The sequence below is a fragment of the Paenibacillus sp. MER 180 genome, assembly GCF_023713665.1.
GTDB classification, from domain to species: Bacteria; Bacillota; Bacilli; order Paenibacillales; family Paenibacillaceae; genus Paenibacillus_B; species Paenibacillus_B suaedae.
Map to the genome: position 1 here is coordinate 285850 of NZ_JAMAVT010000009.1, position 25579 is coordinate 311428.

General features: G+C 43.3%; 39 protein-coding genes and 1 pseudogene. 8 read left to right on the forward strand and 32 right to left on the reverse strand.

What is annotated here, in order from left to right:
- From M3661_RS16855 to M3661_RS16865, 3 genes and pseudogenes are all read right to left on the reverse strand, one after another.
- A pseudogene (locus tag M3661_RS16855) lies at window positions 1-393 on the reverse strand (manganese catalase family protein); the annotation flags it as partial.
- Between the two features lie 79 nt (window positions 394-472).
- Window positions 473-739: a hypothetical protein gene (locus M3661_RS16860; RefSeq protein ID WP_251486826.1), complete on the reverse strand. Its 267-nt coding sequence runs from the start codon at window positions 737-739 to the stop codon at window positions 473-475.
- Window positions 740-851: 112 nt separating this feature from the next.
- Window positions 852-1181, reverse strand: a complete 330-nt coding sequence (locus tag M3661_RS16865; protein ID WP_251486828.1) for a hypothetical protein — start codon at window positions 1179-1181, stop codon at window positions 852-854.
- A gap of 172 nt (window positions 1182-1353) precedes the next feature.
- Between M3661_RS16865 and M3661_RS16870 the strand changes: the two genes are divergently transcribed.
- A complete protein-coding gene (locus tag M3661_RS16870; RefSeq protein ID WP_251486830.1) occupies window positions 1354-1644 on the forward strand; it encodes a helix-turn-helix domain-containing protein in 291 nt (96 codons plus the stop codon).
- Window positions 1645-1696: 52 nt separating this feature from the next.
- Here the strand turns inward: M3661_RS16870 and M3661_RS16875 are convergent, their stop codons facing one another.
- The gene (locus M3661_RS16875; protein WP_251486834.1) at window positions 1697-1915 is read right to left on the reverse strand and encodes a hypothetical protein; all 219 of its coding nucleotides are present in this window, start codon (window positions 1913-1915) and stop codon (window positions 1697-1699) included.
- A 98-nt stretch (window positions 1916-2013) separates the two neighbouring features.
- The gene (locus M3661_RS16880; protein ID WP_251486851.1) at window positions 2014-2214 is read right to left on the reverse strand and encodes a hypothetical protein; all 201 of its coding nucleotides are present in this window, start codon (window positions 2212-2214) and stop codon (window positions 2014-2016) included.
- A gap of 151 nt (window positions 2215-2365) precedes the next feature.
- Here M3661_RS16880 and M3661_RS16885 point away from each other — a divergent pair, with 151 nt between their 5' ends.
- Together M3661_RS16885 and M3661_RS16890 are read left to right on the forward strand one after the other, a co-directional pair.
- The gene (locus M3661_RS16885) at window positions 2366-2884 is read left to right on the forward strand and encodes a zinc ribbon domain-containing protein (protein ID WP_251486858.1); all 519 of its coding nucleotides are present in this window, start codon (window positions 2366-2368) and stop codon (window positions 2882-2884) included.
- Between the two features lie 20 nt (window positions 2885-2904).
- Window positions 2905-3108, forward strand: a complete 204-nt coding sequence (locus tag M3661_RS16890) for a hypothetical protein (RefSeq protein WP_251486861.1) — start codon at window positions 2905-2907, stop codon at window positions 3106-3108.
- 29 nt (window positions 3109-3137) lie between these two features.
- Here the strand turns inward: M3661_RS16890 and M3661_RS16895 are convergent, their stop codons facing one another.
- Together M3661_RS16895 and M3661_RS16900 are read right to left on the reverse strand one after the other, a co-directional pair.
- Window positions 3138-3467, reverse strand: coding sequence for a YolD-like family protein (locus M3661_RS16895; RefSeq protein ID WP_251486864.1), 330 nt, complete (start codon window positions 3465-3467; stop codon window positions 3138-3140).
- Window positions 3468-3557: 90 nt separating this feature from the next.
- Window positions 3558-3758: a transcriptional regulator gene (locus M3661_RS16900; protein ID WP_251486867.1), complete on the reverse strand. Its 201-nt coding sequence runs from the start codon at window positions 3756-3758 to the stop codon at window positions 3558-3560.
- A gap of 120 nt (window positions 3759-3878) precedes the next feature.
- Between M3661_RS16900 and M3661_RS16905 the strand changes: the two genes are divergently transcribed.
- The 5 genes from M3661_RS16905 (at window position 3879) to M3661_RS16925 (ending at window position 6395) form a co-directional block, all read left to right on the forward strand.
- A complete protein-coding gene (locus M3661_RS16905) occupies window positions 3879-4067 on the forward strand; it encodes a hypothetical protein (protein WP_251486870.1) in 189 nt (62 codons plus the stop codon).
- Window positions 4068-4298: 231 nt separating this feature from the next.
- Window positions 4299-4493, forward strand: coding sequence for a hypothetical protein (locus M3661_RS16910; protein ID WP_251486873.1), 195 nt, complete (start codon window positions 4299-4301; stop codon window positions 4491-4493).
- Between the two features lie 55 nt (window positions 4494-4548).
- On the forward strand, window positions 4549-4791 hold the full coding sequence (locus tag M3661_RS16915) for a hypothetical protein (RefSeq protein WP_251486876.1): 243 nt from the start codon (window positions 4549-4551) through the stop codon (window positions 4789-4791).
- A 376-nt stretch (window positions 4792-5167) separates the two neighbouring features.
- Window positions 5168-5497 carry a hypothetical protein gene (locus tag M3661_RS16920; protein ID WP_251486878.1) on the forward strand — a complete coding sequence of 110 codons (330 nt, stop codon included), beginning with the start codon at window positions 5168-5170 and terminating at the stop codon, window positions 5495-5497.
- Between the two features lies 1 nt (window position 5498).
- Window positions 5499-6395 carry a ComEC/Rec2 family competence protein gene (locus M3661_RS16925; protein ID WP_251486880.1) on the forward strand — a complete coding sequence of 299 codons (897 nt, stop codon included), beginning with the start codon at window positions 5499-5501 and terminating at the stop codon, window positions 6393-6395.
- Window positions 6396-6480: 85 nt separating this feature from the next.
- Here the strand turns inward: M3661_RS16925 and M3661_RS30295 are convergent, their stop codons facing one another.
- The 25 genes from M3661_RS30295 to M3661_RS17050 form a co-directional block, all read right to left on the reverse strand.
- On the reverse strand, window positions 6481-7203 hold the full coding sequence (locus M3661_RS30295; protein WP_285853056.1) for a peptidoglycan DD-metalloendopeptidase family protein: 723 nt from the start codon (window positions 7201-7203) through the stop codon (window positions 6481-6483).
- Window positions 7196-7453, reverse strand: coding sequence for a hypothetical protein (locus M3661_RS16935; RefSeq protein WP_251486882.1), 258 nt, complete (start codon window positions 7451-7453; stop codon window positions 7196-7198). The genes M3661_RS30295 and M3661_RS16935 overlap by 8 nt, the downstream gene beginning before the upstream one ends.
- Window positions 7443-7646 (reverse strand): BhlA/UviB family holin-like peptide, encoded by a 204-nt coding sequence (locus M3661_RS16940; protein WP_251486885.1) that lies wholly within the window; start codon window positions 7644-7646, stop codon window positions 7443-7445. The genes M3661_RS16935 and M3661_RS16940 overlap by 11 nt, the downstream gene beginning before the upstream one ends.
- A 73-nt stretch (window positions 7647-7719) precedes the next feature.
- Window positions 7720-7821, reverse strand: a complete 102-nt coding sequence (locus M3661_RS16945) for a CD1375 family protein (protein WP_251486888.1) — start codon at window positions 7819-7821, stop codon at window positions 7720-7722.
- A 1-nt stretch (window position 7822) separates the two neighbouring features.
- Window positions 7823-8122, reverse strand: a complete 300-nt coding sequence (locus M3661_RS16950; protein WP_251486890.1) for a hypothetical protein — start codon at window positions 8120-8122, stop codon at window positions 7823-7825.
- Window positions 8123-8134: 12 nt separating this feature from the next.
- Complete coding sequence (locus M3661_RS16955) at window positions 8135-9520, reverse strand: hypothetical protein (RefSeq protein WP_251486893.1); 1386 nt, start codon at window positions 9518-9520, stop codon at window positions 8135-8137.
- Between the two features lie 4 nt (window positions 9521-9524).
- Window positions 9525-10610, reverse strand: a complete 1086-nt coding sequence (locus M3661_RS16960) for a siphovirus ReqiPepy6 Gp37-like family protein (protein WP_251486896.1) — start codon at window positions 10608-10610, stop codon at window positions 9525-9527.
- A gap of 2 nt (window positions 10611-10612) precedes the next feature.
- Window positions 10613-11470: a distal tail protein Dit gene (locus tag M3661_RS16965; RefSeq protein WP_251486899.1), complete on the reverse strand. Its 858-nt coding sequence runs from the start codon at window positions 11468-11470 to the stop codon at window positions 10613-10615.
- Window positions 11471-11480: 10 nt separating this feature from the next.
- Entirely contained in the window at window positions 11481-15908 is a 4428-nt protein-coding gene (locus M3661_RS16970; RefSeq protein ID WP_251486902.1) for a phage tail tape measure protein, read from the reverse strand.
- 246 nt (window positions 15909-16154) lie between these two features.
- On the reverse strand, window positions 16155-16460 hold the full coding sequence (locus M3661_RS16975; protein ID WP_251486903.1) for a hypothetical protein: 306 nt from the start codon (window positions 16458-16460) through the stop codon (window positions 16155-16157).
- Between the two features lie 55 nt (window positions 16461-16515).
- Entirely contained in the window at window positions 16516-17109 is a 594-nt protein-coding gene (locus M3661_RS16980) for a major tail protein (protein WP_251486905.1), read from the reverse strand.
- Between the two features lie 4 nt (window positions 17110-17113).
- Window positions 17114-17485 (reverse strand): tail completion protein gp17, encoded by a 372-nt coding sequence (gene gp17 / locus M3661_RS16985; protein ID WP_251486907.1) that lies wholly within the window; start codon window positions 17483-17485, stop codon window positions 17114-17116.
- Complete coding sequence (locus M3661_RS16990; RefSeq protein ID WP_251486910.1) at window positions 17482-17877, reverse strand: HK97-gp10 family putative phage morphogenesis protein; 396 nt, start codon at window positions 17875-17877, stop codon at window positions 17482-17484. The genes gp17 and M3661_RS16990 overlap by 4 nt, the downstream gene beginning before the upstream one ends.
- A complete protein-coding gene (locus M3661_RS16995) occupies window positions 17870-18202 on the reverse strand; it encodes a phage head closure protein (RefSeq protein WP_285853076.1) in 333 nt (110 codons plus the stop codon). The genes M3661_RS16990 and M3661_RS16995 overlap by 8 nt, the downstream gene beginning before the upstream one ends.
- A 13-nt stretch (window positions 18203-18215) precedes the next feature.
- A complete protein-coding gene (locus M3661_RS17000; protein WP_397376527.1) occupies window positions 18216-18476 on the reverse strand; it encodes a hypothetical protein in 261 nt (86 codons plus the stop codon).
- A 53-nt stretch (window positions 18477-18529) separates the two neighbouring features.
- The gene (locus M3661_RS17005; protein WP_251486918.1) at window positions 18530-18718 is read right to left on the reverse strand and encodes a termination factor Rho; all 189 of its coding nucleotides are present in this window, start codon (window positions 18716-18718) and stop codon (window positions 18530-18532) included.
- Between the two features lie 33 nt (window positions 18719-18751).
- A complete protein-coding gene (locus M3661_RS17010) occupies window positions 18752-19900 on the reverse strand; it encodes a phage major capsid family protein (protein ID WP_251486921.1) in 1149 nt (382 codons plus the stop codon).
- A gap of 24 nt (window positions 19901-19924) precedes the next feature.
- Complete coding sequence (locus M3661_RS17015) at window positions 19925-20689, reverse strand: head maturation protease, ClpP-related (RefSeq protein ID WP_251486924.1); 765 nt, start codon at window positions 20687-20689, stop codon at window positions 19925-19927.
- Window positions 20682-21830 carry a phage portal protein gene (locus tag M3661_RS17020; protein ID WP_251486926.1) on the reverse strand — a complete coding sequence of 383 codons (1149 nt, stop codon included), beginning with the start codon at window positions 21828-21830 and terminating at the stop codon, window positions 20682-20684. Before M3661_RS17020 ends, M3661_RS17015 begins: the two co-directional genes overlap by 8 nt.
- An 18-nt stretch (window positions 21831-21848) precedes the next feature.
- On the reverse strand, window positions 21849-23525 hold the full coding sequence (locus M3661_RS17025) for a terminase TerL endonuclease subunit (RefSeq protein ID WP_251486930.1): 1677 nt from the start codon (window positions 23523-23525) through the stop codon (window positions 21849-21851).
- A complete protein-coding gene (locus M3661_RS17030; protein ID WP_251486933.1) occupies window positions 23522-23851 on the reverse strand; it encodes a P27 family phage terminase small subunit in 330 nt (109 codons plus the stop codon). Before M3661_RS17030 ends, M3661_RS17025 begins: the two co-directional genes overlap by 4 nt.
- Before the next feature lie 154 nt (window positions 23852-24005).
- Window positions 24006-24200, reverse strand: a complete 195-nt coding sequence (locus M3661_RS17035; protein WP_251486935.1) for a hypothetical protein — start codon at window positions 24198-24200, stop codon at window positions 24006-24008.
- A gap of 13 nt (window positions 24201-24213) precedes the next feature.
- On the reverse strand, window positions 24214-24549 hold the full coding sequence (locus M3661_RS17040) for an HNH endonuclease (protein WP_251486938.1): 336 nt from the start codon (window positions 24547-24549) through the stop codon (window positions 24214-24216).
- On the reverse strand, window positions 24546-24758 hold the full coding sequence (locus M3661_RS17045) for a hypothetical protein (protein WP_251486940.1): 213 nt from the start codon (window positions 24756-24758) through the stop codon (window positions 24546-24548). The genes M3661_RS17040 and M3661_RS17045 overlap by 4 nt, the downstream gene beginning before the upstream one ends.
- A 410-nt stretch (window positions 24759-25168) precedes the next feature.
- Window positions 25169-25342: a hypothetical protein gene (locus M3661_RS17050; RefSeq protein ID WP_251486943.1), complete on the reverse strand. Its 174-nt coding sequence runs from the start codon at window positions 25340-25342 to the stop codon at window positions 25169-25171.
- Between the last annotated feature and the right edge of the window lie 237 nt (window positions 25343-25579).

Genomic DNA, 25579 nt, shown 5'->3' on the forward strand with positions numbered 1-25579 from the left:
TTAGAATACTTTTTTCAGTTCCCGCTCTTCCTTCAAAATCTCGACAGCCTCCCGGAAGCGCAACGAGTGTACGACTTCCCTCTCACGCAGGAACTTCAATCCATCCTGCAAGTCGACATCATCCGTCATGTCAATTAACCATTGATACGTAGCACGCGCCTTCTCTTCTGCCGCAATATCCTCATACAGATCCGCGATCGGGTCGCCCTTGGCCTGTATGTAGGTCGCCGTCCATGGATCACCAGCCGCATTGCTGTAGAACAGCGCTTTCTCATGCGCTACAAAATGTGGCCCCAGCCCTGCATCCTCCAGTTGCCGCGGTGTTGCATCCTTCGTCATCTTATATACCATCGTGGCGATCATTTCGAGGTGAGCAAATTCTTTAGCTCCAATATGTTATCAGTGATTGAAATATTTAAAATACGCCCCTGCCACCATACCAGATCCATCTAACAGGGGCGGTATCATCTCATCATTTACATAACTGACTATGTTCTAAGTGTTCCCATTCAAAACCATCTTTAAAAGCGGTTTTATACACAATCTCCACAAAATCTAAGAGTTCATTGAGCTTTTCTTCAATCTCCAACATACACGAGCCCACATCTTTGTTTATATGGTCAAATTCTTGATAAGAAATCGTCAATTGCGTATGGAATTCTTTATTATCCTTATAGAGTTTGTCTTGTAATTCTTGAACTCTTAGTTTCATGAATGCTTCCAAACGTTTTGACGTCATTATATATCATCCTCCCGTCAGTGATGTGACCTTAATTTATCACAAAACAATTCACAGGTATACGACCGTGTTTGTATACAAATACGGTCGTATATTTTCATATGTATGGATGTTAAAATATATAGTTATGCTTCTTTTGTAATCTCCTCAATTCCCTCCTTGCTTGCCTAGTTAAATGTACGTCCATTCCATTGGTCATAAACGCCCTATTCCCTTCGATCTTCCTTATGCACCTTGAGTTAATTAAATAACTCTCGCTTCGTACATATTCCGCTGCCTGCATTACCATGCTCAGATCATGGAGAGTAACAATGTTCTTTTTATATCCATTCATAGTGTGGTACCAAAATCTTCTTCCTTTTGGCTTGTATTCAATAAGCACTACCTCATGCATCAAATCTAATGTCCCAACTTCACCAAAAGCTACTGCGTGTGTGTACATAATTAATCCCCTTTTTGCTCAATCGTTTATTTTAGTATGTCCGCATGATACTCGACAAAATCGAAATACTCCATCTCGTTTCGCATCAAATAATATATTTTAACCCTTATCGCATCAATCATTCTTTCCTGTTTTTACCCTAGTTATACTGGTGTTTGAAAGGGTGAAATATATGTTTCGGGAAAGATTAAAAACGCTTCGGCGGATATCCAATAAAAACCAAAACGAAGTGGCCGATGAACTTGGCATCAACCGTTCTACATATGGAGGATATGAGAGCGGTCAACGTGAGCCGGACTTCGAGACATTGAAGAAAATTGCTGAATATTTTAAGGTGACAACGGATTACTTACTTGGGTTTTCTGTTTCCCCTCCATACATAATGACTACATTAACTGAAGATGAAGCAACTTTCATTAAGGGCGCACTCTCTGTATATAGAGAAGCAAAAAGAAAAATATAAATAACGAAAAAAAGCCCTGGGAGGTGAGCAACCAGGGCTTTTCACATATAGATTAATTCAATAACTTTTCTGTCGTAGACGGAAACTCGGCTTTCACAATGTGGTACGCATCATATATCTCTTTAATCATTTCAATCGTTTCCGCTTCTTTCCCTTCTTTTGCATCCGTAACAATCCCATCAATCAAACCAAGAGTGTAAGCCATCAATGAGATTGGCTTGTCCTTATAGTGCTCTCTCATCCTTTGTGCAATTGCTTCTACAGTCGTCAAGTTATCACCTCGTAATCGTAATAAGTATATTATTACATACCAGGCGGTAAGTGTGTTACTAAATAAGCCCCGGATTATTCGAGGCTTTACTTATGCAATCAGTTTAAAGTTTTGTCTGCCTGCTGCGATATCTTAGCCGTGACAATATGGTACGTATCATATATGTTCCTGATCGCCTCAATAACTCTGTAGGCATTACCTTCGTTTGCAGCAGTAACCATGCCCTCAATTAATCCAAGCGTGTACATTTGCAACTCTGACTTAGGTAGAGATTGCATGTTTCTTTTTATTTCGTCCATACAGCACCCCCAATAGATGCTGTATTCCCTTTTAGTAATGTGGTTATACAGACAAAAAAAGCCCAGGACTTTTCTCCCTAAAATGAAGGATAAAAATTAACGACTGTCGAATATTCCAGAATAATGAAATCACAACATGGGGGTAATTTTTTTGAAAAAGTGTCCTTATTGCGCTGAAGAAATACAAGATGAAGCGATTAAGTGTAAGCACTGCGGGAGCATGCTGTCAGAAGGCGAAATGCATATTGAACATGTAACAGGCATTCAAAAAAAACCTGTAAAAAGTAAATCTAAACTTATATCGTACACAATTTTTAGTTTGTTAGGCGTATTGATTATCTGTGCTGCACTAATATTTATGATGATTGATTCTTCAGGACCTGGAGACATTGCTAGGGACTTCGTGATTAAAGTTAAGGACGGAAAATATTCTGAAGCCCAAAAACACATGACGGCAGATGCAAAAGGTGAGTATTCAATTCCGTATTTGCAAAAGTTACACGATCAGTTCATTGATGGTCAAACATACACTGGAACAGAGAGACTGACTATGACAGGAGACAAAGCAATTCAAATCATTGAAATTACTGGATTTAAAGCTAAAGTAATTTCTAAACCAATTTACTTGGAGAAGACTTTCTGGGGTTGGAAAATCGTTGATATTAATTAAACGTCTTGGAGACATTACAAATGAAATTCGGAGTTCGCAAGCCAAGTCTAAGGAAAAGCATAGCGGCAAGAACAAGCGTAAAAAGGCAGATCGTACATAGAGCAGGACTAAAGATGCCAAGAGGCTATGGATGGATGCGCAGCCCTAAGAAGGCCGCATACAACAAGGTGTATAATCGGACAACGTTTTCTATAGTTTGTTTACTAAAGAAACTATTCAAATAAAGAAGCCTCGGAGCAATCCGGGGCTTTACTTATCCATATACTTCAATAACATCCTCAAGCTTAACCCATTGCCATTCTTCATCCTGCAGCAATTTGAAACGCCGTCCATACATATCTATGTCCACCACTACTCCAGTCACTTCAATCTGTTCAAACGGATCAAATAACAGCACTGTGATCGTTGTACGCTCTTGCATAGATTCCTGTAGCCGGTTTCCGATCTGTTCCCACTCCTGTTCATCGATCACGGGACGCTGAATCCGTTGTCGCTCTCTGTTGTGTCTCAACATCGCCTCCCTGTGCTCGGGAATGATGAGACGTGACCCTTCAAAAATGCCGTTGCCATCGATTTTACTCATACTCATCCATCTCCATAGAACGTTTGTTCTTATTATATGCGAATGTTTGTTCGTTATTCAATAACAAAAATAACCTGCCACTATGACAGGTTACTCTAATCCTTCACGTTGTATTTTTTCTTCTATAGCAGCAACGATAAATTCATTCAAACTCCCCGCGCCACTGGCCTTGGCTGCGGCTTCATATACTGCCTTCCTACCCTTGGGTACATACGGATACAGCCGTTCATAATTAGCTGCATTGTATTTTTGCTTGGCTCTAGTTGCGGCGTTTCCGCGAACTTCTTCCATGCTATCACTTCCTTTCATTCATCATACAAAAATAAATATACTACCGCAAGTATAAAAACGCTTGATTATATACTAGCGTTAGTATATAATTAGAAATGTAGAGAGGAGGTGAACACAAACATGAGTAAGAAAAACCAACATAAAAAGAAAAATCCGGATCCTCCACCACCGGAACCGGAACAACAAGAACCACCAAACGAAAAAGACGACCGAGCCTCGACAAAAGAGTTGATCCAGCTAGCCACTGCGATAACTCAACTCATTGTCGCCCTCACAACGCTGATTATCATTATCCTCAAAGGTAAATGATCAGCAAGCTACTCGCCCCCGCAAGGGGGTGGGTAGTGGTTCGGTCGTCAAGAATAGTATAACACATGTCGGACTTCGCTATAAGGAGGTTCATGACTTGGATAAACATGATGTAAGAGAAATGACACTGATATTCCAATTTATTAATGTGTTGCTCAGTACAGTTACACTGTTAGTTCTTCTCAGCAAATAACATCAAGGGGGCTTCTGCCCCCAATAAGGAGAACATATATGATCACAAAGACGGGCGCATTCAGAGACACAGAATGCACTTGTGAGTGCGGGAATAAGCATGAATTGTATGGTGGCATCGGATACCGAACAGTACGATGCGATGCACATAGTGATCGTAACGGCGGTGGGTATTACATCCATGTCGTCAGATGCAAACAATGCGATGCGTTAAGCGAATTCGTTGATAAGTGAGGGGTGGCTTCTGCCCCTCTATACATAACAAGCTTTTCAATTGGAGGGGTGTGCAATGAATTCATGGTCACTTGAAATCACTCGGCCAGATGGGAAAATATATCGTACTAATCTCGAACATCATGCTAATTGTAATACTAATGATATGCAAAGCCATTTCCGTGTTTTGGTCAACAACATATATAACAAAATCGGCTTCATGCCCGTTATCTGGGGCGAAGCCAAAAGAGTACGCCTCTTCCGCGATGGTGTTCCGATATACCGCATCTCTAAGTCTGGAGTTGTTTACGAGCCTTAATGCGTATGAGTTGAGTATGTGGCACAATGGAGCAATCAGGCATGCTTTGGATTTATGACGACGAAACCGTTGAGGCTGCAGCAATGTTTTACTGCGAGTGTGATTATTGAAAGAGAGGTGAAAGACCTATGTACTACGTAATGGAAAGCGATAATGACGTTATAATCTCTGCGCCTGAACAGGTTCAGAGCAATGAGGGTGCTGGATTTAAAGTTGTCGGTACGAGAAAGACCCTGCCAGCTGCCGAGAGACTCGCCGAAAAACGAACCGCCTGAAGATGGCCTGATGGATACAGGCCGAAACCTAGCCCTTCGGGGCGATGGTCGCGGATATCCGCTGTTATGATATACTTTGTTTAAATCAAAGGAGGGTTAATATGATAAAGTCAAGTATCCTCACGCCATCAATGAAACAGGCCACCTATGCCTATGCGGTACAATTAATCACCCAAAACAAAATCACCATGAATTTTACACAACCACAACTGGAAGCACTTTTGGATGACATTGATAGAATGGCTGCGATCCTGAATGTTTCTAAACCTGAATGCATCAAAACACTTCGTGAGATTTCGAACGAATCGAAGAGGCTTGGAGTGTTGATGGCAGTAGTCAATTGTGAAGATGTGCTCGAATTGGTTGATACTCATTCCATATATGAGTACAACATTGAGCTCCGGAGTGAAAAAGAGGAAGTAGAAGAATAACATGAAGAAGAGAATATACATATACGGTCTTATATTGTCCTTACTGATTGTTGTCGGCTGCTCCCCTGCTTCTGAAACCATTCAGGTAAGCACTAAAGAAACGGTAACTCCCCAAGCTCATAAACATCAGCTGGCTGGCAGCACTCTACAGGTCTACTATCTTGACGTAGGTCAAGGAGATTCCACGTTAATCAAAACGCCTAAAGGGCAGCATGTACTAATCGATGGCGGTCAAAATGGACAAGGCGAGAACGTCGTGAGCTACTTGAAGCAATACGGTGTAAAAGAACTGGATGCAGTCATAGCCACACACCCTGACGCCGATCATATCGGTGGACTGGATACGGTGATCGATGCAATACCAGTTAAGTCCGTATATGCGCCTAGAGTGTCGCACACAACAAAGACGTATAAAGATTTCTTGATGGCTGTAAAAAATCGCGGGCTGAAAATCAAGGCGGCGAAGGCAGGGCTTGAGCTGCCACTAGATGGAGTTGCGGCTGAGTTCCTTGCTCCAGTCGGAGACTACGGGAAGGACTTGAATGCATGGAGCGCGGTTCTTAAGGTAACATACAAAAATACATCCTTCATTTTTAGCGGCGATGCAGAGAAGAAAAGCGAAACCGACATGGTCAACAGCGGGGCGAATTTGAAAGCAGATGTATACAAGGTCGGCCACCATGGGTCGGATACGTCTACGTCAGCTGAATTTCTAAAAGCAATTCATCCAACGTATGCGGTAATCAGCGTTGGCAAGGATAACAAATACGGACATCCGAAAGATGTCGTTTTGGATCGATTGAGAAAGTCTGGAGTCAAAGTGTTCCGAACCGATGAGCAAGGCACGATCATTTCTATCAGTGATGGTAAGACGATAAAATTCGAAACAGAAAAGTAAAAGCAAAAGAGCAGCAGGGATGCTTCCCCATACTGCTCTTGTTTTGTGTTCGGCTATCGCCTACACGTTTCCAATATACACCATATTATCGCTTTTGAATAGATACTTTTCTGGTTAGACCATCCCAAGCAGTAACTTTACCACCAGCTGCCTCAACTACTTCCCGGACTGGCGCGACGGCTCGATCATTAACAACCTGTACCCCAACAATCTTCTTGCCGTTCACAGTTGCGTTCTTCGTAGCATGATCCCATACGAGTTTAGCCCCAAGAGCGTCGGCTATATCACGGATCAGCACTGTGACAAGTCCATTCTTAAATGTACCATCACAAATCTTTTTACCGTTGAGTTCAACGGAAGCCTTTTCTGGCTCCTTCACTGCATGTTTCTCTAGATATTCCCCTGGATTAGTGTGAGCACCAAATCCGTAAGATGGAGTTGATTTTGTACGGACTTCATAATGAAGGTGGGATCCAGTGCTACGTCCTGTCGTGCCTTGCTTACCAACTTCTTGACCAGCCTTGACTGGCTGCCCGACTTTTACACTACAGCTGTCCAAATGGGCATAGCAATGTAACGCGCCTCGCTCATCTTTGATTGCTACCACAACCCCAAATCCACCGAATCCGGTTCCTGCTTGTCCTTCTCGCGCATGTACCACTTCACCGGATGCAAACGCAAAAATTGGTGCTTTATGCGCCTTTACCAAGTCGATACCAGTATGAAAAGTAGCATTGCCTGTAAATGGATCATTACGATATCCATATGGGCTTGTGATACGAAATCCGAATGCGCTCCAATCAAACATCCTTTTCGCCGCCTTTGAATGTATTTTTAGTTCCGGAGTGAATCCCGATTGCACCGACTGCTTCGATGAAAGCCAAGCGGAATGCTTCCAGGTAGTCGCCATGGAACAACATTGCGTTGACCAAATTAAAAGCGACCGCCAGTGTGACGATCGCTAGAGGAATCATGTTATTCGGGAACCAATTCACTGTCTTCAGCCACGCTCCAACCGACATTGCTATAGCAATTACTAATCCAATTTCAATCATCATTTTTCTCAACCTTCCTCTCTAAATTATCAATTCGATCAATGATAACGTCGTATTTATCTGTTACCTTGTCTATCACTTCATATAATTGCTTTTCTCGCTCTTGGCTCTCCTTGCGAGACGACACAAATAGGTATACAAATAGAACCGCGAACGGCCCCTGTGTCAAAAAGTATTTGAGCATATCAATTTCCATCCCATCACCCACCCTCTTAGCCCCCACAGTGTGAGGGCATAAAAATAGCGCTGACCGTCTATGCGGTAGCGCCTTATGCTTCAATCATTTTTTGTACATCATCCCGCCATGTGAGCGGTACTTGCTCAATACTTCGTAATCCGAGCTTTATCAAGTCGCAATATATCTTTGCCATGCTATTTCCCACCTCCTGCAACCATCTCAGCAAGCTCGGCTAGAGCTAGTTTCAATTCGGTATTCTCCTTTTGTAACTCTTGAACACGACTTGCAATAGTATCCGGTCTTTCATAGTCGAAATAAAGCTGCTTCATTTCAACGTCCACCTTTAACACTGGAACCATCCCAGCAACGGCGTTCGGTGTCGGAAATCCGCTGTCGATCTCGACCCCTGACGTTTTCATTTGTTCAGGTGTCGGATTCATATAAACCGTTGTTACAACCATCCCTTGTTGTGTCTCTAGATAAACTGCAAACATGCAATCACTCCTTTATGATGCAAAAATGTTACCTTTCATACTCCAATTTTGCCACCCACCGTTGGTGGACAACTCACCATATAACTCCCAAACACCTGCACTATCTAGGACAGCTCCGTTAGAAATGTAACTCATAATAGACCCGAAAGCCCTGTTAGAGTCGTAATTGTATGTTTGAATGTCGTAAGATATCACCTTACCTGTGTTTCGTGTATACACAAAACTTGTTACACCCACATCTATTAGACTTGGAAATGTTTGCCGTCTGTGCAACTCGACTACAGTTCCGTTTTTATCCATTATAAAGAACCGTATATATGATTCTTTATTTTCCTCTCTTACAGCAGAAAAAAAATGTGTATCACTTCTATGATCTGTTGCAGATGAAAAGAAAGATAAAGTGTTTGTATTCGCAGGGATAGTTGCTATATGCTTTTTCTTAACAACCCCAATAGATTCTCCGTTTGATACACTTTCAGCAACATCAACGTATATAACATTAGAAACTTTACCTTGTCCTACCTTAGCGTTTAATGAAGCCCAATCTTCATTTATGGACGCGGATATCCCTACGGCGTTAAGCGCGTCCACCAAGCCTTGCTTGGCACTAACGCCAGATTGCTTTACCGAATCGAGTTCGGAAGTGATATTTCGACCCGCGACTGTAAGTATATTGGTCACGGCAAGATTACCGTTAATCGTCCCACCAGATCGCGGAACACTTGCATTCTTTGCATTACTCTCTGCCTGTTCTGCCTTCTGATCTACATATTGAGTCGTAGCAAACCCTTTATCTTGGATGTCTTTAATGAAGTCATCCCATTGTTTCTGATATTCGGCTGTCTTTGTTTTGAGCCATGACTGAAATTCATTAAATATTGCAGTTGTGTCGGCTTGCTGAATCACTCCTGTAACGATCCCACATACTTGGTTATTCAACCGCTCATCCGTTACTTGGTACGGTTGTATTGTGCTTGTGTTAGCTTTAACAACCACCTGAGCAATTGATAAGTCGAAAATGTCGCCTGTACGTACAATAGCTGGTGCCTGTGGCGTTGTGGCTGGGTTGCCTTGAAGAACTATTGCCTTAACCGCGCGTACCGGCGTGCTGACATCCAATCGCAGAATTATCCTATCGATCCTATCTTGAGTTGTAGCTTGCTGTATAGGCAGCACTAACGGTGTATCAAACACGCTGTACATGTATCCGTTTATCCAGCCGTATCCAAGATTGATCGATACGTTCATGTCCTTTCCAGTGGCGGTTACTTTCAGCTTCTCGCCGCCACCGAATACCCCGTTTCCGACGAAGCGAGCAAAGTACTCGGCGAATTCACGGGATGGATACTCGCGCGGATCGTCTGCCGTGGTATCAAAAAATCCACTCTTCTGAGGCATTCAATCATCTCCTTTTCACATTACTTCTGAGCTGCTTCACGAATTTTGTAATCGTCGGGATCTCGTTTCCAAGCGCGATTTCAATCTTGCTAGCCGGTTCGTAAATTTCTTTCACTTCAGTTATCCGGCTATCCATCGTCAGGCCCCAGCGTTTATTCTGGAGCGTAACAATATCGCCCATATCCCAGTCCTTTTCATAAACAAAACTACCCGTGTTTAACACCATGCCATTGTACGTCTGGATATGCTTATGTTCAGTCAACTTCTGTTCACCCATGTCCGTTAGCTCGATTACATTTTCAGCCGATGAGCAGTCAAGGAATACTTCCCGTCGGTTGAGCCCTGAACCACCACCGACCATCTGTATAAGTCTTTCTTCTTCTTCACCCTTACCACCAGCATAAGCGACATTTTTGTATTGCAGCATCGAGTCTACATACTGCTGTGATTGTATATTGTCATACTCGTGACTGAATATAACGGGCGGTAATAAACGTTGTCCTGTTGTAAGGTTCCGGCCTTCTAGCACTTCGAAAACCCATTTCTTCGAAGCGAAGTCCAATCGAACCAACCAACCTATATCACACCATTCAGCTATTTCCTGAACTACCTTATCAAGAGGATCAAATCTCGACTGCCAAGGTGTATACTTCCCGCGCTTCCGGTCAGGCGCACAAACAAAAAACGGCACCTTCCTCTCGGGATAGATACCGTCTACTATATGGCGTTGTACGTAGTGCTTCATGACAGATTCGGCTTCGCCTTTGATACGATCATAATTGTCGGTTACCGTAATTCTCCTGTCTAATACTCCGCCTAGTGTCTGTCCTCTTACAACCAGAGTTTCTATACCTTTGTCATCCTGTACTATTTCTCGATGCATTATAATACCTGACTTATGCGGCTGATTGTTAATACATAGTACTCGGTCGTGCAATAACTGGTCTGTATGCTGTTTCCCCAGCTGTATATGCATCTCAAAATCACCAGCTCGGTAAAAACGGCGTGTGAGCTGCAGGCTCTCGTAGTTGTCGATCTCTCCAAGCAAATTAAAACTGGTATCCAATATCCTAACTGACGGCGCTGCCATACTCATCCCCCCAAGTACCGATTGTGCCAGTAGATAGTGACCGTTGCAGCCTGCCTGTCTGATTCCTTGTCACTGCTATATTTCAATACATTCTTACCTGGTACCAACTGAAAGAACGAACTCCCAAGATCGATCCAGTGAAAGACGTTCTTACGGCTGCCGTCAGCTTGCAGCACTTCCACTCGCTTATTTCCGAATGCTGTGTTAATGATAAGCGTATCGTGTTCAGTGAGTTCATAATTAACCTTTATAAATTCGCCTGTCGTCTCGCTCTCAACTATTGGATTCGTAGCTGGCCCTCTATACCGGATTTCAACCGGTGATTCCACGTCTCCACTATTTGTGAATGTGCCCCGATATGCTGAAAAAGCAAACTGTGTTGGTGTTCGAAGTGGAAAGGTTAAGCCGCCAGATTCGAAGCGTAACCCTTTAACCGTCTGATTTTCATCTCTCCAGTATGGATCGTTTGCAATGAAACTGAGCCTGAATAGCTGATGAGTGACATGCCGTTCACTAAAGACTGGACTCTCGTCCGAAATTGCATCAATGGCATAGCTTCGGGCGTCATTAGAATACACCAACTTACCAGGCCCCAACTTCGGATTAAGTATGCGAGCCAACTCGCGGCGGCGCTCATACATAATTTGTTGAGTGGTTGCAATTATCGCACCTGCAATGGAGATGCTTCTATCTGACAGTTGAACATCAACAAAACTGCTGCCATCCTGATACGGTGACTTGGTAGACTTTATATCTGCCGGTACGCCGCCTGTTCCTTCGATTGTGGTCAAGATAAACGAACCAGAGGCGCCGAACACGACAGACTCACCTCTGGCATTTACAAATGTAACTTTCTGCATTCGGCACCTCCTATACTCCCCACGCAAGCCGCTGAGCTGCCGTTGTTGATGCTCGACTTACATCGGATGGCGACGTCACCGGACTATTGAACGTGTTATTTACAACAATCCCTTTAATCGGGCCTGAATCTGATTTATTGCTAGATGAAGATCCACTACTGTTCGATGAGTTACCAGAAGATACAGAGTTCAATGCTGATACCGCAGCACTACGAGCGGAATCGATTTGCCGGTTAATGTTAGATATCAGTTCTTGAATTTTGTTTACTTCCTTTGCAAAGCCTTGATACATTTTTTCGCCAAGCGTCTGACCGGTGATGTTGTAGCTATCCCCGAATCCCTTTAGCAGCTCGATGATGTCTTCCTGTTGATTTTGAACAATCATCTTTTCTGCTTCAGCTTGAAGGTTTTTCGCACTTAATAGCTGATTGTAATGTTCCTGGGTTGCAGCCAGTTGCTGGTCAAGTGCCACCTTCTGCGCTTCAGCAATTTGGTTGATTCTTTCAAGCTCAGCATCACGATCCAGCTGCATTATTTCTTTTTTTTCTGCAAGCTGCTGCTTAATTAGGTCTGTTTCCTCTTTAAGCTTATCGCGGATAGTCTTTTCCTGCTCTTTCAGTGCATCTTTCTTATCTACGAGTTGCTCTTGCTGATGACGCTTGTCACGTTCAGCAATGGTTTTATTGATTTCCTTCTGCAATTGGATTTTGTTGAACTCATCGTGTTCATAATCCAATTTACCTTGCAGCCGATCAAGCTTTTTTTGGTCATCTGCATCCAACTCAGCACGAGACTTCTGTTTCTCTGCTTCCTCTAACGCTGCTAGCTCATCCTGAATTGCTTGAATCTGGGCATTCAGGACACTTTCTATCGCAGCGATTTCGGCAGCAGCCGATTTCTCCGCTTCCTTTACTCGGCTGTCATAGAGTGATTTGACGAGTTCAAGCTGATTCTTTTTCCAAGCCTCATTTGCGGCTATAGAATCCCGGATACGGTCTTCTTCAGCTTTCTTTTCAGTTTGGTACTTTTCCCTGAGAGCTGCTTGAAGACCTTGGGACAGCTTGTTTACGTCCTCAATACGCTGTTTTTGTGACTCCTGAGCTTCCTTACGTACATCCTCCTGGTATTTGCGTTCGAGCAGCAAACGTTCATTTGTAGCTTTTCTGATTTCCTCTGTAACTTGCCGTTCAATATCTCGTTTTTCCGCTGCCGTGTATCTAGAGTCAGCCTTTACCTTTTCCAAATAGCTGCGGTTGACATAGATCTGATCGTTTAACAGACGATCTTGAAGCTTCTTCTGTTCTTCTGCTGATAGGTTTTCACGGGCAATACGATCTTCATAGGCCACCTGTAGCTGCTGCTTAGCATATTCTGTTGCATCAGTTATGAGTTTCTTTTCTGCCTCGATCTTTCGTTGTGTTGCTTCGAAGATCATATCATCGAGGCGTTCACGTTCTTCGGCAGAATCAGCGTATTTCTTCTTGATGCTTTGTAAACGCAGGATTTCGTCGTTTTCTGTTAACTTATTAAGAGCCTTGGATCTTTCATAGTCCTTCATGGCTGCATCAAGTGACGCATCACCAAGAGCTTTCTTAACTTCATGGATTCTCTCTTCGATATCCATTCGTTCCTCAGCTGTCTTGATGTGCTTAGCTTTGATGGTTTCGAGCGTTTTCAACTCACTCTCTAAAGTCATTTGATCCATGCGTTTTTTATGCTCAAGCTGCTTATAGGCAGCGTCTAATGCTTTATTCTCATATGTCTCTTTCTTTTCTTTCTTCTTTTTCTTCTTTTCATCATCATCGCCCGTAGGAACCTTCGGAATCGGAGGGATAACGATAGGAGGAAGCTTGATATCATCAGGTTTTATATTTACAAGCTCTTGCAGGCTAGCAGCCTCGCCGCGAAGACGAGTGAGTTGATCATTCATAGCCTTGATTGCTTTTTCGGCAAGCCCGGAAGATCCCGCTATTTTTGTTATCGATTCAGCAATAGCAATAGCAGCCTCTTGCTTTGCTATTGCCGTTTGCTTTTCCTGCAAGGCTTCCCTAGCCTTGACCTGGATACTTTGCCACTCAGTTTCTATTTCTTGCTTTTTCACGAGTAGTAGACCCTCTACTGCTTTCTCGTTCAATCCGGTAGCAGTATTAAGCTGAGGAAACATACGAGCAAGTTCGTTCTGTGCCCCTGTCCATTCCTGTGTGCCTTTTTTGGCACTCTTGTATGTCTTGATGACATTTTCAATGCTAGTAATCTCTTGTTTTCTCCGAGCAATCCCTTCTGCCTTTTGGTGCAGTTCTGCTGTGGTTTCCTTTTGGGCGTCCCTGACGGCCTTTGAATATATATTTAAGGAATCTTTCAAACTGTTCATTGATTTAGCCGTAAGTTTCCCGCTGTCATCGACGTATTCCAGTGATATACCAAATGATCTAGCAGTATCTTCGAGGTTGTTTAGATCTACATCTAATTCCCGCGCCGCCGTATGCAAAGCTCCACCTGGGCTGAAGAAGTCCCCTTTCTTCGCCTCACGTGTATTTGAAGCAACGTCAATGAGCTTTTGGTAAGTTTCCATTAACTCATTTAGTTTCTTAATTTTTTCCTCAGTCGCCGCAACTTCTTCTCGGGTAATACCGTTATTTTGAATCCATTGCAATTCATCTTGGGCCTGTGCTAACTGTCTAGTTGCTTCCTCCGCCTGATTCATACTATTTCTATATGATAGGAATACACCAGCTGCTACAGCGACACCGGTTATTATCATCCCGATAGGGTTGGTCATCAGCCAAATCATTGACGCGCCTAACGCCTTGATCACTGGTATTAAACTTGAAATTGCGAAAGCTAGTTGACCTAATACAATCAATGCTGGCCCCAACGCCGCCGCAAACGCTGCCCATCCTAGGATCTGTGTCTGAGTACCGGTGTCAAGCTGTGCGAACCACTGGGTTGTTTCTGCTAACTTATCAATAAGCGGCTGCAACGATTCGAACACCGCGAGCAACGCTGGAACAAGTGCATCACCAAGCGTGATTGCACTATCGTTAACCTTGTTCTTCAAGATTTGTATTTTCGAAGCAGTCGTCTCGTATCGCGTTTCCGCCTCTTTTGTAAGGGCAACGTTCTGTTCCCATGCCTTTGTTCCAGTTTCAAGTGAGTTTCTAAACAGGTCGCCAGCACCTGACGCGCGAAGCAGAGAATCTCGGACACGAATCTCGCTCAAGCCTAACTTGTCCAACATAAGGAACGTGTTCTCACCTGCAGCCGACATGCGTCCAAGTCCTTCGATGAATGCAATCAGTGCCTGTGATGCATCACGTTGGAACGCTTCTTTAAACTGTGTTCCAGTCATACCAGCTACTAAAGCAAAATTATCAAGCGATTCTCCTCCGACTTGTGTAGCCATTGCCATGTCAATCATGACACGGCTGAAGGCTGAACCGCCCGCCTCAGCTTCGATACCGACTGAGGAAAGAGAGCCAGCGAAAGATAGTATTTGTGCTTCAGTCATTCCAATTTGATGCCCAGCACCAGCTAGTCGCAAAGCCATCGAAACAATCTCTGATTCTGTCGTAGCTAAGTTGTTACCCAAGTCAACGATTGTCGCGCCCAATCTATCAAATTGGCTTTGTGGCATCTGTGTAATGTTAGCAAGGCGAGCAAGAGCTGTTGCCGCCTCTTCAGAACTCATGTTTGTTGCGACACCCAAGTCTGTCATGGTACGTGTAAAACCCATGATCGCTTCGTTTTTAATGCCCAGTTGTCCTGCTGCTTCTGCAACACCAGCAATAGCCGTAGCTGCTGCCGGTATCTCTTTTGACATGTTTCTGATGCCTTCGCTAAACTTGGCAAGTTCCTGATCTGTTGCATCTACAGTCTTTTTTACTCCTGCAAATGCTGTTTCATAATCAATTGAAGCCTTCAATGCCGCCCCGCCAGCAGCAGCGAGCGGTGCTGTAATAAGCATAGTTAGGCTTGCACCTGCTTTTGTCATTGCCGCTGCAACTGACTCCAATTTTTTAGCAGCGGTATCAAGCGTACTGGATAACTGTTTCCACGCATCTGCTTGCTTCTTTATCTCAACATTCGTGGACTGCAGCTCAGTGTGCATTTTGTTGTACACAGTAACCGCTTTGTTCAACTTGTTCTCTAAGTTTTGCGTTTCCCGTGCGTCTGCGCCCTTAGATTGCACCAACTCGTCATGCTTCCGCTTAAGCTGGACTATACGTTGCGCTTGAATGTCCATTTGCTTCGTAAGAGAGTCGGCTTTGATCTTCAAGCCCTCTTGCGAGTTTGCGTGCTCACCCAGGCTAGAGGAGGCCGCTTGGAACTCGCTCTGTACCATTTTCATCTGTCTTGTCAACGATGCCATTGACTGTTCAACACCAGAGTCATCCATAGTCAATCGCGTGACTAGGTTGGCTACTTCCATATCTGACATTCTCGTCTCACCTCCTGTCAGGTCAGATGAATTGATCTATATAGCCTGCAGGCGCTACTGCCTGCGCAGGTGTTTTGCTATCAAGCCCATTCACCTTCTTGTGAACTTCCCATGATGCGAATAAACTTCGCGGTGTCGTGCGCCAAAAGTCATTTTCGCCTTTTTTGAGCAAGACTGTGCCCATGTAATGCAACCAAGCCCAGTCCCAGCCTTCTTGCTCATTTATGGCGGCTGTGGACTGGGAATCTAGTTTTTTGCTTCAGGTAGGCTCCCTGACGCTGCGAGAAGGAGTTGCTCCGCAATCTCCTGAATGTTCTGAGCTGATATCATGCTGCCAACTTGCTTCTCGGTCAGTGATTCATCTTCGTGGATCAAACCTGCCCAGAGGAACGCACGAACCGCCTTCAATGAACCAGTTGCTAACGCCTCAACCGCCTTTTTTTCTGATCCGAACTTTTCCTCAAGCGCACAAAAGGCGTTCAGGTCAAACACGATAGAGCGTTCTCTATCGAGCGTGATTGGTATTTTCGTAATTCGCATTGGGTTTGACATCAATGCCCCTCCTTAGTAGAAAAGAGAGGGCTTACGCCCCCTCCTGGAATAGTTGTTATGGTTTTGGTGTACCTGCAGGCCCGGAATACACTTCTTTGAACCAGTTTGCAATAACCTCTGGTTTGACTCCCGTAGAACCACTGTCTACACGGAACCTCCAGTTGCCATCAAAAATTCGCTTAAGGAACACAGCGCTAATTGTTGGCGTCTGAAACTCTGGTGTGCCAGCTGCTGTCTTAGCTTCTTCATTTGGCAATTTGAATCGCCCTTTCAGAAGCCATGTGAAACGTGATGTTCCTGCCTCAGTGTTCCGTTCAAAGCCAAGCGCCACTTCTGGGGCTTGATCTTCTGCGTTATCTACTAATACACCATCGCTGTTCACGGTCATTCCCAGGAGTTCTGCTTGGATATCGAACGGAATATCTGCAACTCCAATTTCCACCGTGATTTCACCCAAGGCATTAGCCGTAATCAAAGGGCCATTCTCTGCAAAGAGCGTTGCCGAGTTTACACTTGGTGTAATGTTAGCTGTAATAGCAGGCGCAAGGCGTTTCGGCGTGTCGTATGTGACTCCTGATTCGTCATCCTTGATCAACTTAGCGTAGTAAATATTCTTTAGACCAACTGGTACAGTAATCTTGTCTGCCATATTTTCATCTCCTAACAATTGTTTTGTATCTTAAAATCTTGCGGTAAAGTTTTGCTTCAGTGTCATATCGATCATTGGCGCCGGTTCTGACGAACCCCAATGCCTCCATCGTCTTGTTTACCTCAATTGTGCTCGGCCCTGTATCTGATGGGCTCCACACATCAACCTGATAGTGGATTTCACTAGAAACGGCAAGATCATCGGCATAATCCTTATCGAAGTTCGTTAGCTCCATGAAAGTTACATATGGCGCCGTAACCGGCTTCTTTGGATCTTCTGGAACTACTTCAGGCCACACTTTAGCTCCACCTAAAAAAGAAACAAGCGCTGCATTCCCTCGCAGCGCTTGCAATATTTTGGGCTTTAGGTCAATCATCCGTCCCTCACCCCCATTTGAAATTCTCGGGCCATATGACTTTCAACGGCTGCCTTTTTTTCGTGAAAAGCAGGATAAATGAAGGGCTGTGCTGGTGTCTTCTTTGTTCCGAATTCTAGGAAGTGGGCACGCCATCCAGTTTCCTTGCCGGGGCCAATCAGGACAAACTTCACACCGTCCTCCCGTCGCACCCTTGATACCTTTATGTCGTCACGCATATGAAGACTTGCTTTATCGGACACGGAAACCTTCTCCCGTTGTGCGTCTGCTATGATCTCGCCGCCTTCATAAAGCGCCTTGTTTTCCAGTCGTGCAGCACCAGCCCCGAGCTTCGAGCGCAACGCCTGAATCATTACATCGATGCCCACTAACTCTACGCTTCCATTAGCCATTGTCCTTCTCCTTGGTCATTAAATGTGTTTCGGTGCGATCACCTTTCACATCATCAAGGACAGCGTAAATTTCGTAGATCCGATCTTTCTCTACTACTCGCATGCCTGCTTTGATATCTTCGCGGTGCCTGATCTTGAAACGTATTGTTTTCTCATGCTGCACAGCTGCCGCCGCAAAGAATTCTCGTCCTCTTAACGGTTCTCGTGAAGCCCATACGGTTGCGACTTCTTCCCATTGTGGATTTGGCAACGGGTATCCTGATTCATTCTCTGATGATTCTATTTGTTGGATGACGATTCGCCTATTGAGTCTTCCAGCGTTCATTCCAGGTCTATATTTAAATGGTTGCAGTCGAATCACCTTCTATCTTGATTGATTCGAGCGCTTTGCCTAGATTCAAGTTTGTGATCTGCGTCTGGAAATTGTTGTGGAAGTATTCAAGCGCATCGTTATATACATAACGAGCGCGTTCGAATACAAGTTCTTTGAACCTTTCATCTGTCAAAATGTCATACTCACCGCAAATCTCAATTAAGTCATCGCATGACGCTTTAAGCATTCGCATTAAGTTATCATCTTCGCCATCGTCCAGGCGCATGCGTTCCTTAAATTCTTGCAGAATCTTTTGTGTAATTATTTCAGCCAAACTCATCACTCCTTGTCATCAGGAGCTTTATCAACTTCCTTAATAAATACTTCTTGATATTTGTTCTTTGTTGTTGATAGTTCTTCAAGGCGGGCTTTAGTCGCTTTAGTCCCTTCCTTTGGATAAACGTCACCAACTTCATATACATGACCATCGTGTTTCAATTCTTTAAATCTACTGACTGTCTTATACACCTTAATCCCTCCTTCGACAAAGCGAAGACCCCATTACGGGGTCGGTGTGCCAAATTTAATATCAAGGTCATACAGCAATGCCGCTTTGTTGTCTTTTGGTTTGCCGTTAGCAAATTGCTTGAGCGTGTACAACATCGCATCTTCGATAGCTAGTGTTTGATCAAATTTATTTGCCTTGTATCCGCCTGCGAGAGCAGCGAGGTATTCGCCTTGGACAAAGAACAATGCTTTCCCTACAGGAATTTCTTCCGATTCAATCGGCTTGATGTTGTAAGGCAGCGCCGTCACCCATTGTCCGTTAGACGTTTGGATAGTGTTGCGGAATTGTACGCTGATAGCATCCACGGGATTTACGACCATGACCACCTTGTTCATAACCTTGCGCGGCTTGTCCTTGGCATCCGTAGATAATGCTTTAATTACATCATGCAATTCACCAGCTACCACTTCACCGAATTGAGAAGGTGCAAATGTAAGTTTTCCAGACGATGTTTTGGTTGTCACTGCTCCAGTATCACCAACATTCATCATCAATCCAATAGGTTCGCTCTTAGTAGGTCCACGGCCGTTTACTAGACCATACTCAAGACCTACAGAGTAGCTTTCAACCAAGAGAGTACGAACATAGCGTTCAACCCACTCTGGACCAAGTTCGAGCATATCCTTTGGAATGACTGCAAATGCCGTAAGTTTCAATTGCCCAATCTGCTCTTCACGGAACGCTGCTCCAACTTGACCTTTGATCTCACCGAACAGATTGCCCCACGCGTACGTTTTAGTTGGATCAGCGTAAATGAAACGCGTAACCGCCCCTAGGTCTTGCAGACCAATTGCCTCCAACAGTGGATGAGTTGCAACCAAGTCTTCGAATACACGCTCTTGTGTTGTAATTGGAAGGATTGAATCTTCAGCGAATCCGCCAAAATCAACAACCGCATTAAAGAATTTGCGTTCTTCGGAAGTCAGAACATTTTGACCTCGGGAAGAGAGGATTTGGCTATCGACGTTATCATTACGGACCTGAGTTGTGATTTTTTCGGTCAAATCACCAACGAGAGCATCTTGCATCTCATTCCATGCAGAAGCTTGCTTTTCTGCATCAGCGCCTTCCCTAACAAGGTTCATATAAGCTTCTTTCTTCGCTTCAAAGTTCTCCATCTTGCCTTTCAGCTTCATTGTCATTATCAATGACCTCCATAATTTGAATTAAAAAAAGAACCGCGTTCCCGCTGTAGCTGCAGGCTTCGGATCTTCGTTTTTCGATTTATTTTTCAATTGGTGCAACTCACTCTGCATCGAAATCATTTGTGCTTTGAGCTGCGTAATTTCATCGTCTTTATTGCCGGTTGCTGCATTTGCGGAAGATGTTGCAAAACCAATATCAATTGCTTTTTGAGCGCTAAACCAAGTTTCGTTATCGACCATATTGCGGATTTCCTCACGACTAACATTTGCTTTTGTCATGTAAATGTCGATAATCCCTTCTTCAAGCTGTTCCAGCAAATCCGCTTCTTTCCTCATGTCTCGCTTAGTTCCCCAAGTGAAAGAACTTGCTTCATGAATCATTAGCATTGATCCTAGGCCCATTACAACCTCATCGGCGGCAAAAGGGAAAAGAGAAGCAGCAGAGCAAGCCCAACCATCCACGCGAACAGTAACTTTGGAATTATGTTTCTTTTTGTAATCGACTAATCGGTTATAGATCGTGACACCATCGGCTGCATCGCCACCAGGGGAATTCAGGTAGATAAGAATATCGCCTGTAGCATTTTTCAGGGCCTCATCAACATCCGAGGCTGATATGGAGTCTTGCCAATATGAATTGCCGATCACCCCGTAAATCGTTAATTCGGTTGTGTTTGTTTCTTCGTTGTTCCGAGCTTCAAATCTACGTTCAATTTTTTCGAGTTGATTCACGTAAGTCTGATTTTTAAATGTTTTGAAGTAGTCCTGCTTTGTAATTCTACGCATTATTCGTTTCACCCCCTTTCTCGGATGTGTCAGCAGATTCATAGTTTTTCGTCAGTACGTACTCTTCCAAAACCGGATTATCCACCGGTTCATCCCCTAACTTGATTCTAATTTCATTGCCGTTATAGGTTCCACTTGCACGCAATTTGTCCACTGCATTAGCCACTTCGAGAGGGTTCATTTCTGTAACTCCATATATTTCAATTTTCATTCCTCTCATGTAGTCCGCTTTGTCAATGATCTTCGCAATTAACTCATCACGGATCTTCTTTATAATTGGACGTATGCAAAATTTGATATAAGCCTTAATCGCAGTTTCATACTCCGACATATCACCATGAATGAGAGAGTTAGGTATGCCGAGAATATTAGCGACATCATTTGTTAAATCGCGTTTTAGCTTTGCAAGTTCTTCAACAGACCTTCCGTTGTTATCTCCTTTGTTGGTCTCGGTATAATCAAATCCTTTTAGTTTCGGGACAAGTGCTATCGCGCTCTTTTTGAAGGATGTAAATAATCGATCAATAAATTTTTGCAGTTTAGTCTGTTGTTCTTCATCAAGTGATTGTTGTGCGTCAATAGACACGATACCCCTTATCTGATTGCTCAGTTTTTGGGTTTCGAGCATTCGGGCAAACAAGTCTGAATAATCTTCAAACATCCCATCCATGAACTGAGATAGCTTTTCGTTGTTATACGTCATATAAATGACTTCATCCATTCGGAATGACCGCTTAAAGGAGTAATCTTTTACGGTTACATTCCGGAATATATCAGGATAAACAGCGTATTCGTCACGATCAAAGCTATCGGCAATTAAAAGTTGATTTTCATCGGACATGATAACCAATACTTCATTATCGTAAATTAAGCGATAAATGAACTGCTGCCAAAACTCAGCCGCGGATTGATCCGTATTTGGGCGAACATTGAGCAAGTAATCCCATTCATTACGAATCCGCTTCTTATCCTTGATTATCCTAAATTCACACTGACTTATTGTTCTGCCAATAAAATTAATACATGTTTCAAGAGCCAGCTTCTTTAGGTATGATCGAGTTGAAGAGTCATATAGTAAATCAAGATCGAATAACGATTCTAATTCGCTATTGCGTTTAAACACACTATCCAGAAACCCCATTCCTTGTCTCACCCCCTTCTAAAAGTTTAAGGAATCTAGTATATCCAGCGAATTAGATACATTACTCTCACTCAACTCTTCGAATCGGTATAATCCGCACACCAACGCTTGGAATCCGTCTGTTTTCCTTCGGATCGGCTCTTTTTTTCCGTATACCTTGTTCCCATCTTTTTTTATCGATACGAGTACATTGTTTGTATACCATCGCATGAGTGGGTTATCCCCCCATATAAACATGCGTTTAGAGAAATACATCTCAATGCGCGGCGCTAATAGACCATGAATTGCTTCTGGCCTACGGATCACTTCGACTTCGAACCCTACCGCCTCTAGCATTGGCTTGAGCATTTCCATGCGGTAGTTATCTCCTATGATCTTTTTAATGCTATATTTCATTCTCGCTGTCACAAACCAATTCACGATGTGTTCCAGATTAATCATTTCCTCATTCAATACTGTTAGTAGTCCCTTGCTTTCCCATTCCTTAATAGGAGCGAATTTTTGTTTCGTCTCTACCTCTCTCATAGAGTAACCGTAGTATTTATCTACAAATTCCTTACGAGTGAATGAGTGTGTTATGAATGGAACCTTACCATCGTGCTTGAAGACAAGCCCCACGGAAGCGAAGTCCCGTATCTGCGCAAAATCTAAGCAGCCGATACATTCATTGCCTTCGAGATCAGGCATTGCTTGGTTCGTGGCTTCGATCTCTTTCCACTTGGCTACGGAACGTTCAAGGTCTGTCAGAGGTAAGTTCATGCGCTTCGTGAAGAATTCTTCTCTATTCGATGGATCGTCAGCCAAGTCTTCATATTCTTCCTTGATGGTGTCGAATAACCCCTGTGAGTACTCATTTCTAGGCTCACTTAACATTGGATTGGCAAGTTCCCATAATTCCGGATTATCTACTTCTTTTTCATCATTCAGCTTGCAGATAAAAGGGAATATCGAATTCACCCTTGCTTCGCCTTTGAGTACCTTCAGCGCTTTTTCCTTAAGCTTGTCTAGGAAACCATCTCGTACATAACCATCTGTACCAATGTAAAATTCGCGTGGATTCTTCTTCTTACCTAATCCAGATATGTGTACTCGAACATCGACATTGGTTTCAAAATAGTGAATCTCGTCAAAAACAACAGCCCCGTCACGTAATCCATCTTTTGTGTTCCCGTTGCTAGTACGAAACTTAAAAATGCTATCCGTCTTTTTGGATAGCACTTGCATAGCCGTTGGTTTAAAGTGTTTTAGCAGCGTAGGTTCTCGTTTTATCGTCTTTGCCGCTTCTTCGACTGACGTTTTAGCCTGTTCTTCTGAATTGGCTATAACAGATATGTTGTACTCCCTGATACCATGTAACTCACTAATCAAAAAATGACATACAACTGTGATCAGTCCGTTCTTACCACCACCGCGCCCCATCATCCATAGGAACTTTCGGTAAAAGACTCTGTCACTGTCTTTGAAAAATAAAAAAACGAAAGCAATCAAGAACTTTTGGAATGGCTGAAGTGGAAAATACCACTTTTGAGCAAACCGAATGCAGTTCTCGATCATTTCGTTATCGAAGTATAAATCCGTGCGCGATAAAACATCCCGCTCCAGATATTCAATCAATAGTTCCCGCTCTTCGTTAAACTTAATCTTTCCAGCTCGGTAAAGAGCTATATATTCATCAACATATTTTTGAGAAATCATACTAAATCACTTTTCGATGTCTTCCCAGAAGTGTTGGGTTCCGCTTTTGGCACGTTCAAATTTAATGCATCCAGTATTTTAATCATTCGATCATTGGTCTTGTGTAAATCATTGATCGCCGGGTTCGATTTTGGCCCATGCATTCCAGAAACCTTGATTCCATTCGCTTTGATATCGTCCAGTAATTCGTTTTTTAAATCCCACAATGACATATAGTCGCTCACCATGTCCTTATGATAATTGACAGTTGTGCCGTTTGCTTTCAACTGTTTTTTCAGATCATTCTCAATTCTTTTTCTTAAGGCGTTCCTGTCGACATCAGCCAACCAAATCTCCCCCTTTCATCATAATTTACAATTGCTCCCAATTCTTTATATTCACGCGAAAAGCGAAAAAACTCGACAAAACACTCCCATCTCCGGTGCCCAAGGCTAGATATTTCGTGAAACCTTTTGACCGGGGGGCCTGCTTAAAAATAAATTACTTAATTACATCAACTCGCGAACCATCATTCAGAAAGCTTTCAAGTTGTTTCTTCTCTTCCACTAGTAATGATATCCGTCTATCTTCTTCCTTCAGTTCATTCAGCAAATGATTAATGTTCGCCTTGATTGCCGCTTCATCACTACGTAGTTTATTCAGTCTTGATTCTACAGCCTTTCTTACATGATGCATGGTGTTACCTCCTTCACCATCGTTCATCTGCTTGCCATTTGTTCACTTTCATTTCGCATGCACGTCCATGCTCTTTGTTATGGCAAGCCACACACACCGTCTCTAGGTTGTCTATATCAAGAGCTAACTCTGGATGATGTTCTAGTTCCTTTATGTGATGCACTACTAGCTGTATCTTCTTTCGCTTTGCGCTCTCGCTGTATTCGTTTGTATTAATAGTGACTAGACCATTACGTTTGCACTCCTGGCATTCGTAGTTGTCGCGTCTCTTCACTTCTTCACGTAAATGCTTCCAGTCTTTACTGTCGTAGAATTTACGCTTCTGTTCTATGGTTCTGTATTCTTTCATGTCCTTGCTCTCTTCTTGTTTCCTGCCATCCCCATCCCTAACCATATCGGCCACAAAGGAGTTGCAATCACTACCAATATCAATGTGCCTAATAGCAATGCAGCCACTGGATAATTCTTTTCTTCCGCCATCTCCTGCGCTACCAGTGTTACCGCGTACCCGCAATATATCAAGCCTATTACCATGTACAGCATGATCCAGATGATCATTGGCCTTCCATCCTTTCTACGCATGATAAAAAGCCGCTACTCAGCGGCCATTCCTACAAATGCTTTATGGAGATGATTCCTTACTGATTGCTCATAGTCCGGTATTCCGTTAACACACACTATCTCACCACGAGATAAATTAAATTTACATTCGATTTCCGTTCCGTTGGATATTACATTAGCTACCACATCGCACGAATCTAGAAGAGTACCAAGCAATTCAGTGTCACCGTATAACTTTGTATAGTTGCATTCAATTGCTGTTATTACTATGTTCATGTCTTACCTCCATTCGATATGTAATATAGTACAAATTTATTGGATATAATCCCGTGCTTTTATTTAATAACCGTATATTTAAGTGCAAATAAAAAAAGCCACTCATTAGAGAGTGACTTAATGTTGATTAATTATTGCTCTTGCTTCCTGATTCTCTCAACTGCTTCAAACGCTACAGTCAAAGCAGTATCTTCATCGAGACACTTTTCCAAGAATACCTCTTTGTTGTCTTCTTTCCTGATTACTCGTGCAAACCATTCATAATTTCTAAACACAGCACCAGGATCATATGTATGCTTACCCATCTGTATGCACCTCCCTATCTACCATCTTACATTAGGAAATAATTATCATCAATGCAAGAGTGCCGCCCCCTAAGGAGCGGCTATAGAGGAAGGTTATAAATAACAAGTTAAGTAGACGCTGCGCGGTTTCCACCGGAAGTGTACGGTATATCGCTACATTTCGCGTCCGTACCCGGAGTTGTTCGCCGCGCTTTTTATCGTCTTATATATAGGTGGCTTTCGTATGGGGTTATTTTT

What these genes read in the sequence shown, in the direction of transcription:
- M3661_RS16860 (WP_251486826.1), bottom strand. Translation starts at nt 739, where the DNA reads ATGACGTCAAAACGTTTGGAAGCATTCATGAAACTAAGAGTTCAAGAA.
- M3661_RS16865 (WP_251486828.1), bottom strand. Translation starts at nt 1,181, where the DNA reads ATGTACACACACGCAGTAGCTTTTGGTGAAGTTGGGACATTAGATTTG.
- M3661_RS16870 (WP_251486830.1), top strand. Translation starts at nt 1,354, where the DNA reads ATGTTTCGGGAAAGATTAAAAACGCTTCGGCGGATATCCAATAAAAAC.
- M3661_RS16880 (WP_251486851.1), bottom strand. Translation starts at nt 2,214, where the DNA reads ATGGACGAAATAAAAAGAAACATGCAATCTCTACCTAAGTCAGAGTTG.
- M3661_RS16890 (WP_251486861.1), top strand. Translation starts at nt 2,905, where the DNA reads ATGAAATTCGGAGTTCGCAAGCCAAGTCTAAGGAAAAGCATAGCGGCA.
- M3661_RS16895 (WP_251486864.1), bottom strand. Translation starts at nt 3,467, where the DNA reads ATGAGTAAAATCGATGGCAACGGCATTTTTGAAGGGTCACGTCTCATC.
- M3661_RS16900 (WP_251486867.1), bottom strand. Translation starts at nt 3,758, where the DNA reads ATGGAAGAAGTTCGCGGAAACGCCGCAACTAGAGCCAAGCAAAAATAC.
- M3661_RS16905 (WP_251486870.1), top strand. Translation starts at nt 3,879, where the DNA reads ATGAGTAAGAAAAACCAACATAAAAAGAAAAATCCGGATCCTCCACCA.
- M3661_RS16910 (WP_251486873.1), top strand. Translation starts at nt 4,299, where the DNA reads ATGATCACAAAGACGGGCGCATTCAGAGACACAGAATGCACTTGTGAG.
- M3661_RS16915 (WP_251486876.1), top strand. Translation starts at nt 4,549, where the DNA reads ATGAATTCATGGTCACTTGAAATCACTCGGCCAGATGGGAAAATATAT.
- M3661_RS16920 (WP_251486878.1), top strand. Translation starts at nt 5,168, where the DNA reads ATGATAAAGTCAAGTATCCTCACGCCATCAATGAAACAGGCCACCTAT.
- M3661_RS16925 (WP_251486880.1), top strand. Translation starts at nt 5,499, where the DNA reads ATGAAGAAGAGAATATACATATACGGTCTTATATTGTCCTTACTGATT.
- M3661_RS30295 (WP_285853056.1), bottom strand. Translation starts at nt 7,203, where the DNA reads ATGTTTGATTGGAGCGCATTCGGATTTCGTATCACAAGCCCATATGGA.
- M3661_RS16935 (WP_251486882.1), bottom strand. Translation starts at nt 7,453, where the DNA reads ATGATGATTGAAATTGGATTAGTAATTGCTATAGCAATGTCGGTTGGA.
- M3661_RS16940 (WP_251486885.1), bottom strand. Translation starts at nt 7,646, where the DNA reads ATGGAAATTGATATGCTCAAATACTTTTTGACACAGGGGCCGTTCGCG.
- M3661_RS16945 (WP_251486888.1), bottom strand. Translation starts at nt 7,821, where the DNA reads ATGGCAAAGATATATTGCGACTTGATAAAGCTCGGATTACGAAGTATT.
- M3661_RS16950 (WP_251486890.1), bottom strand. Translation starts at nt 8,122, where the DNA reads ATGTTTGCAGTTTATCTAGAGACACAACAAGGGATGGTTGTAACAACG.
- M3661_RS16955 (WP_251486893.1), bottom strand. Translation starts at nt 9,520, where the DNA reads ATGCCTCAGAAGAGTGGATTTTTTGATACCACGGCAGACGATCCGCGC.
- M3661_RS16960 (WP_251486896.1), bottom strand. Translation starts at nt 10,610, where the DNA reads ATGGCAGCGCCGTCAGTTAGGATATTGGATACCAGTTTTAATTTGCTT.
- M3661_RS16965 (WP_251486899.1), bottom strand. Translation starts at nt 11,470, where the DNA reads ATGCAGAAAGTTACATTTGTAAATGCCAGAGGTGAGTCTGTCGTGTTC.
- M3661_RS16970 (WP_251486902.1), bottom strand. Translation starts at nt 15,908, where the DNA reads ATGTCAGATATGGAAGTAGCCAACCTAGTCACGCGATTGACTATGGAT.
- M3661_RS16975 (WP_251486903.1), bottom strand. Translation starts at nt 16,460, where the DNA reads ATGTCAAACCCAATGCGAATTACGAAAATACCAATCACGCTCGATAGA.
- M3661_RS16980 (WP_251486905.1), bottom strand. Translation starts at nt 17,109, where the DNA reads ATGGCAGACAAGATTACTGTACCAGTTGGTCTAAAGAATATTTACTAC.
- gp17 (WP_251486907.1), bottom strand. Translation starts at nt 17,485, where the DNA reads ATGATTGACCTAAAGCCCAAAATATTGCAAGCGCTGCGAGGGAATGCA.
- M3661_RS16990 (WP_251486910.1), bottom strand. Translation starts at nt 17,877, where the DNA reads ATGGCTAATGGAAGCGTAGAGTTAGTGGGCATCGATGTAATGATTCAG.
- M3661_RS16995 (WP_285853076.1), bottom strand. Translation starts at nt 18,202, where the DNA reads ATGAACGCTGGAAGACTCAATAGGCGAATCGTCATCCAACAAATAGAA.
- M3661_RS17000 (WP_397376527.1), bottom strand. Translation starts at nt 18,476, where the DNA reads ATGCGCCTGGACGATGGCGAAGATGATAACTTAATGCGAATGCTTAAA.
- M3661_RS17010 (WP_251486921.1), bottom strand. Translation starts at nt 19,900, where the DNA reads ATGACAATGAAGCTGAAAGGCAAGATGGAGAACTTTGAAGCGAAGAAA.
- M3661_RS17015 (WP_251486924.1), bottom strand. Translation starts at nt 20,689, where the DNA reads ATGCGTAGAATTACAAAGCAGGACTACTTCAAAACATTTAAAAATCAG.
- M3661_RS17020 (WP_251486926.1), bottom strand. Translation starts at nt 21,830, where the DNA reads ATGGGGTTTCTGGATAGTGTGTTTAAACGCAATAGCGAATTAGAATCG.
- M3661_RS17025 (WP_251486930.1), bottom strand. Translation starts at nt 23,525, where the DNA reads ATGATTTCTCAAAAATATGTTGATGAATATATAGCTCTTTACCGAGCT.
- M3661_RS17035 (WP_251486935.1), bottom strand. Translation starts at nt 24,200, where the DNA reads ATGCATCATGTAAGAAAGGCTGTAGAATCAAGACTGAATAAACTACGT.
- M3661_RS17040 (WP_251486938.1), bottom strand. Translation starts at nt 24,549, where the DNA reads ATGAAAGAATACAGAACCATAGAACAGAAGCGTAAATTCTACGACAGT.
- M3661_RS17045 (WP_251486940.1), bottom strand. Translation starts at nt 24,758, where the DNA reads ATGATCATCTGGATCATGCTGTACATGGTAATAGGCTTGATATATTGC.
- M3661_RS17050 (WP_251486943.1), bottom strand. Translation starts at nt 25,342, where the DNA reads ATGGGTAAGCATACATATGATCCTGGTGCTGTGTTTAGAAATTATGAA.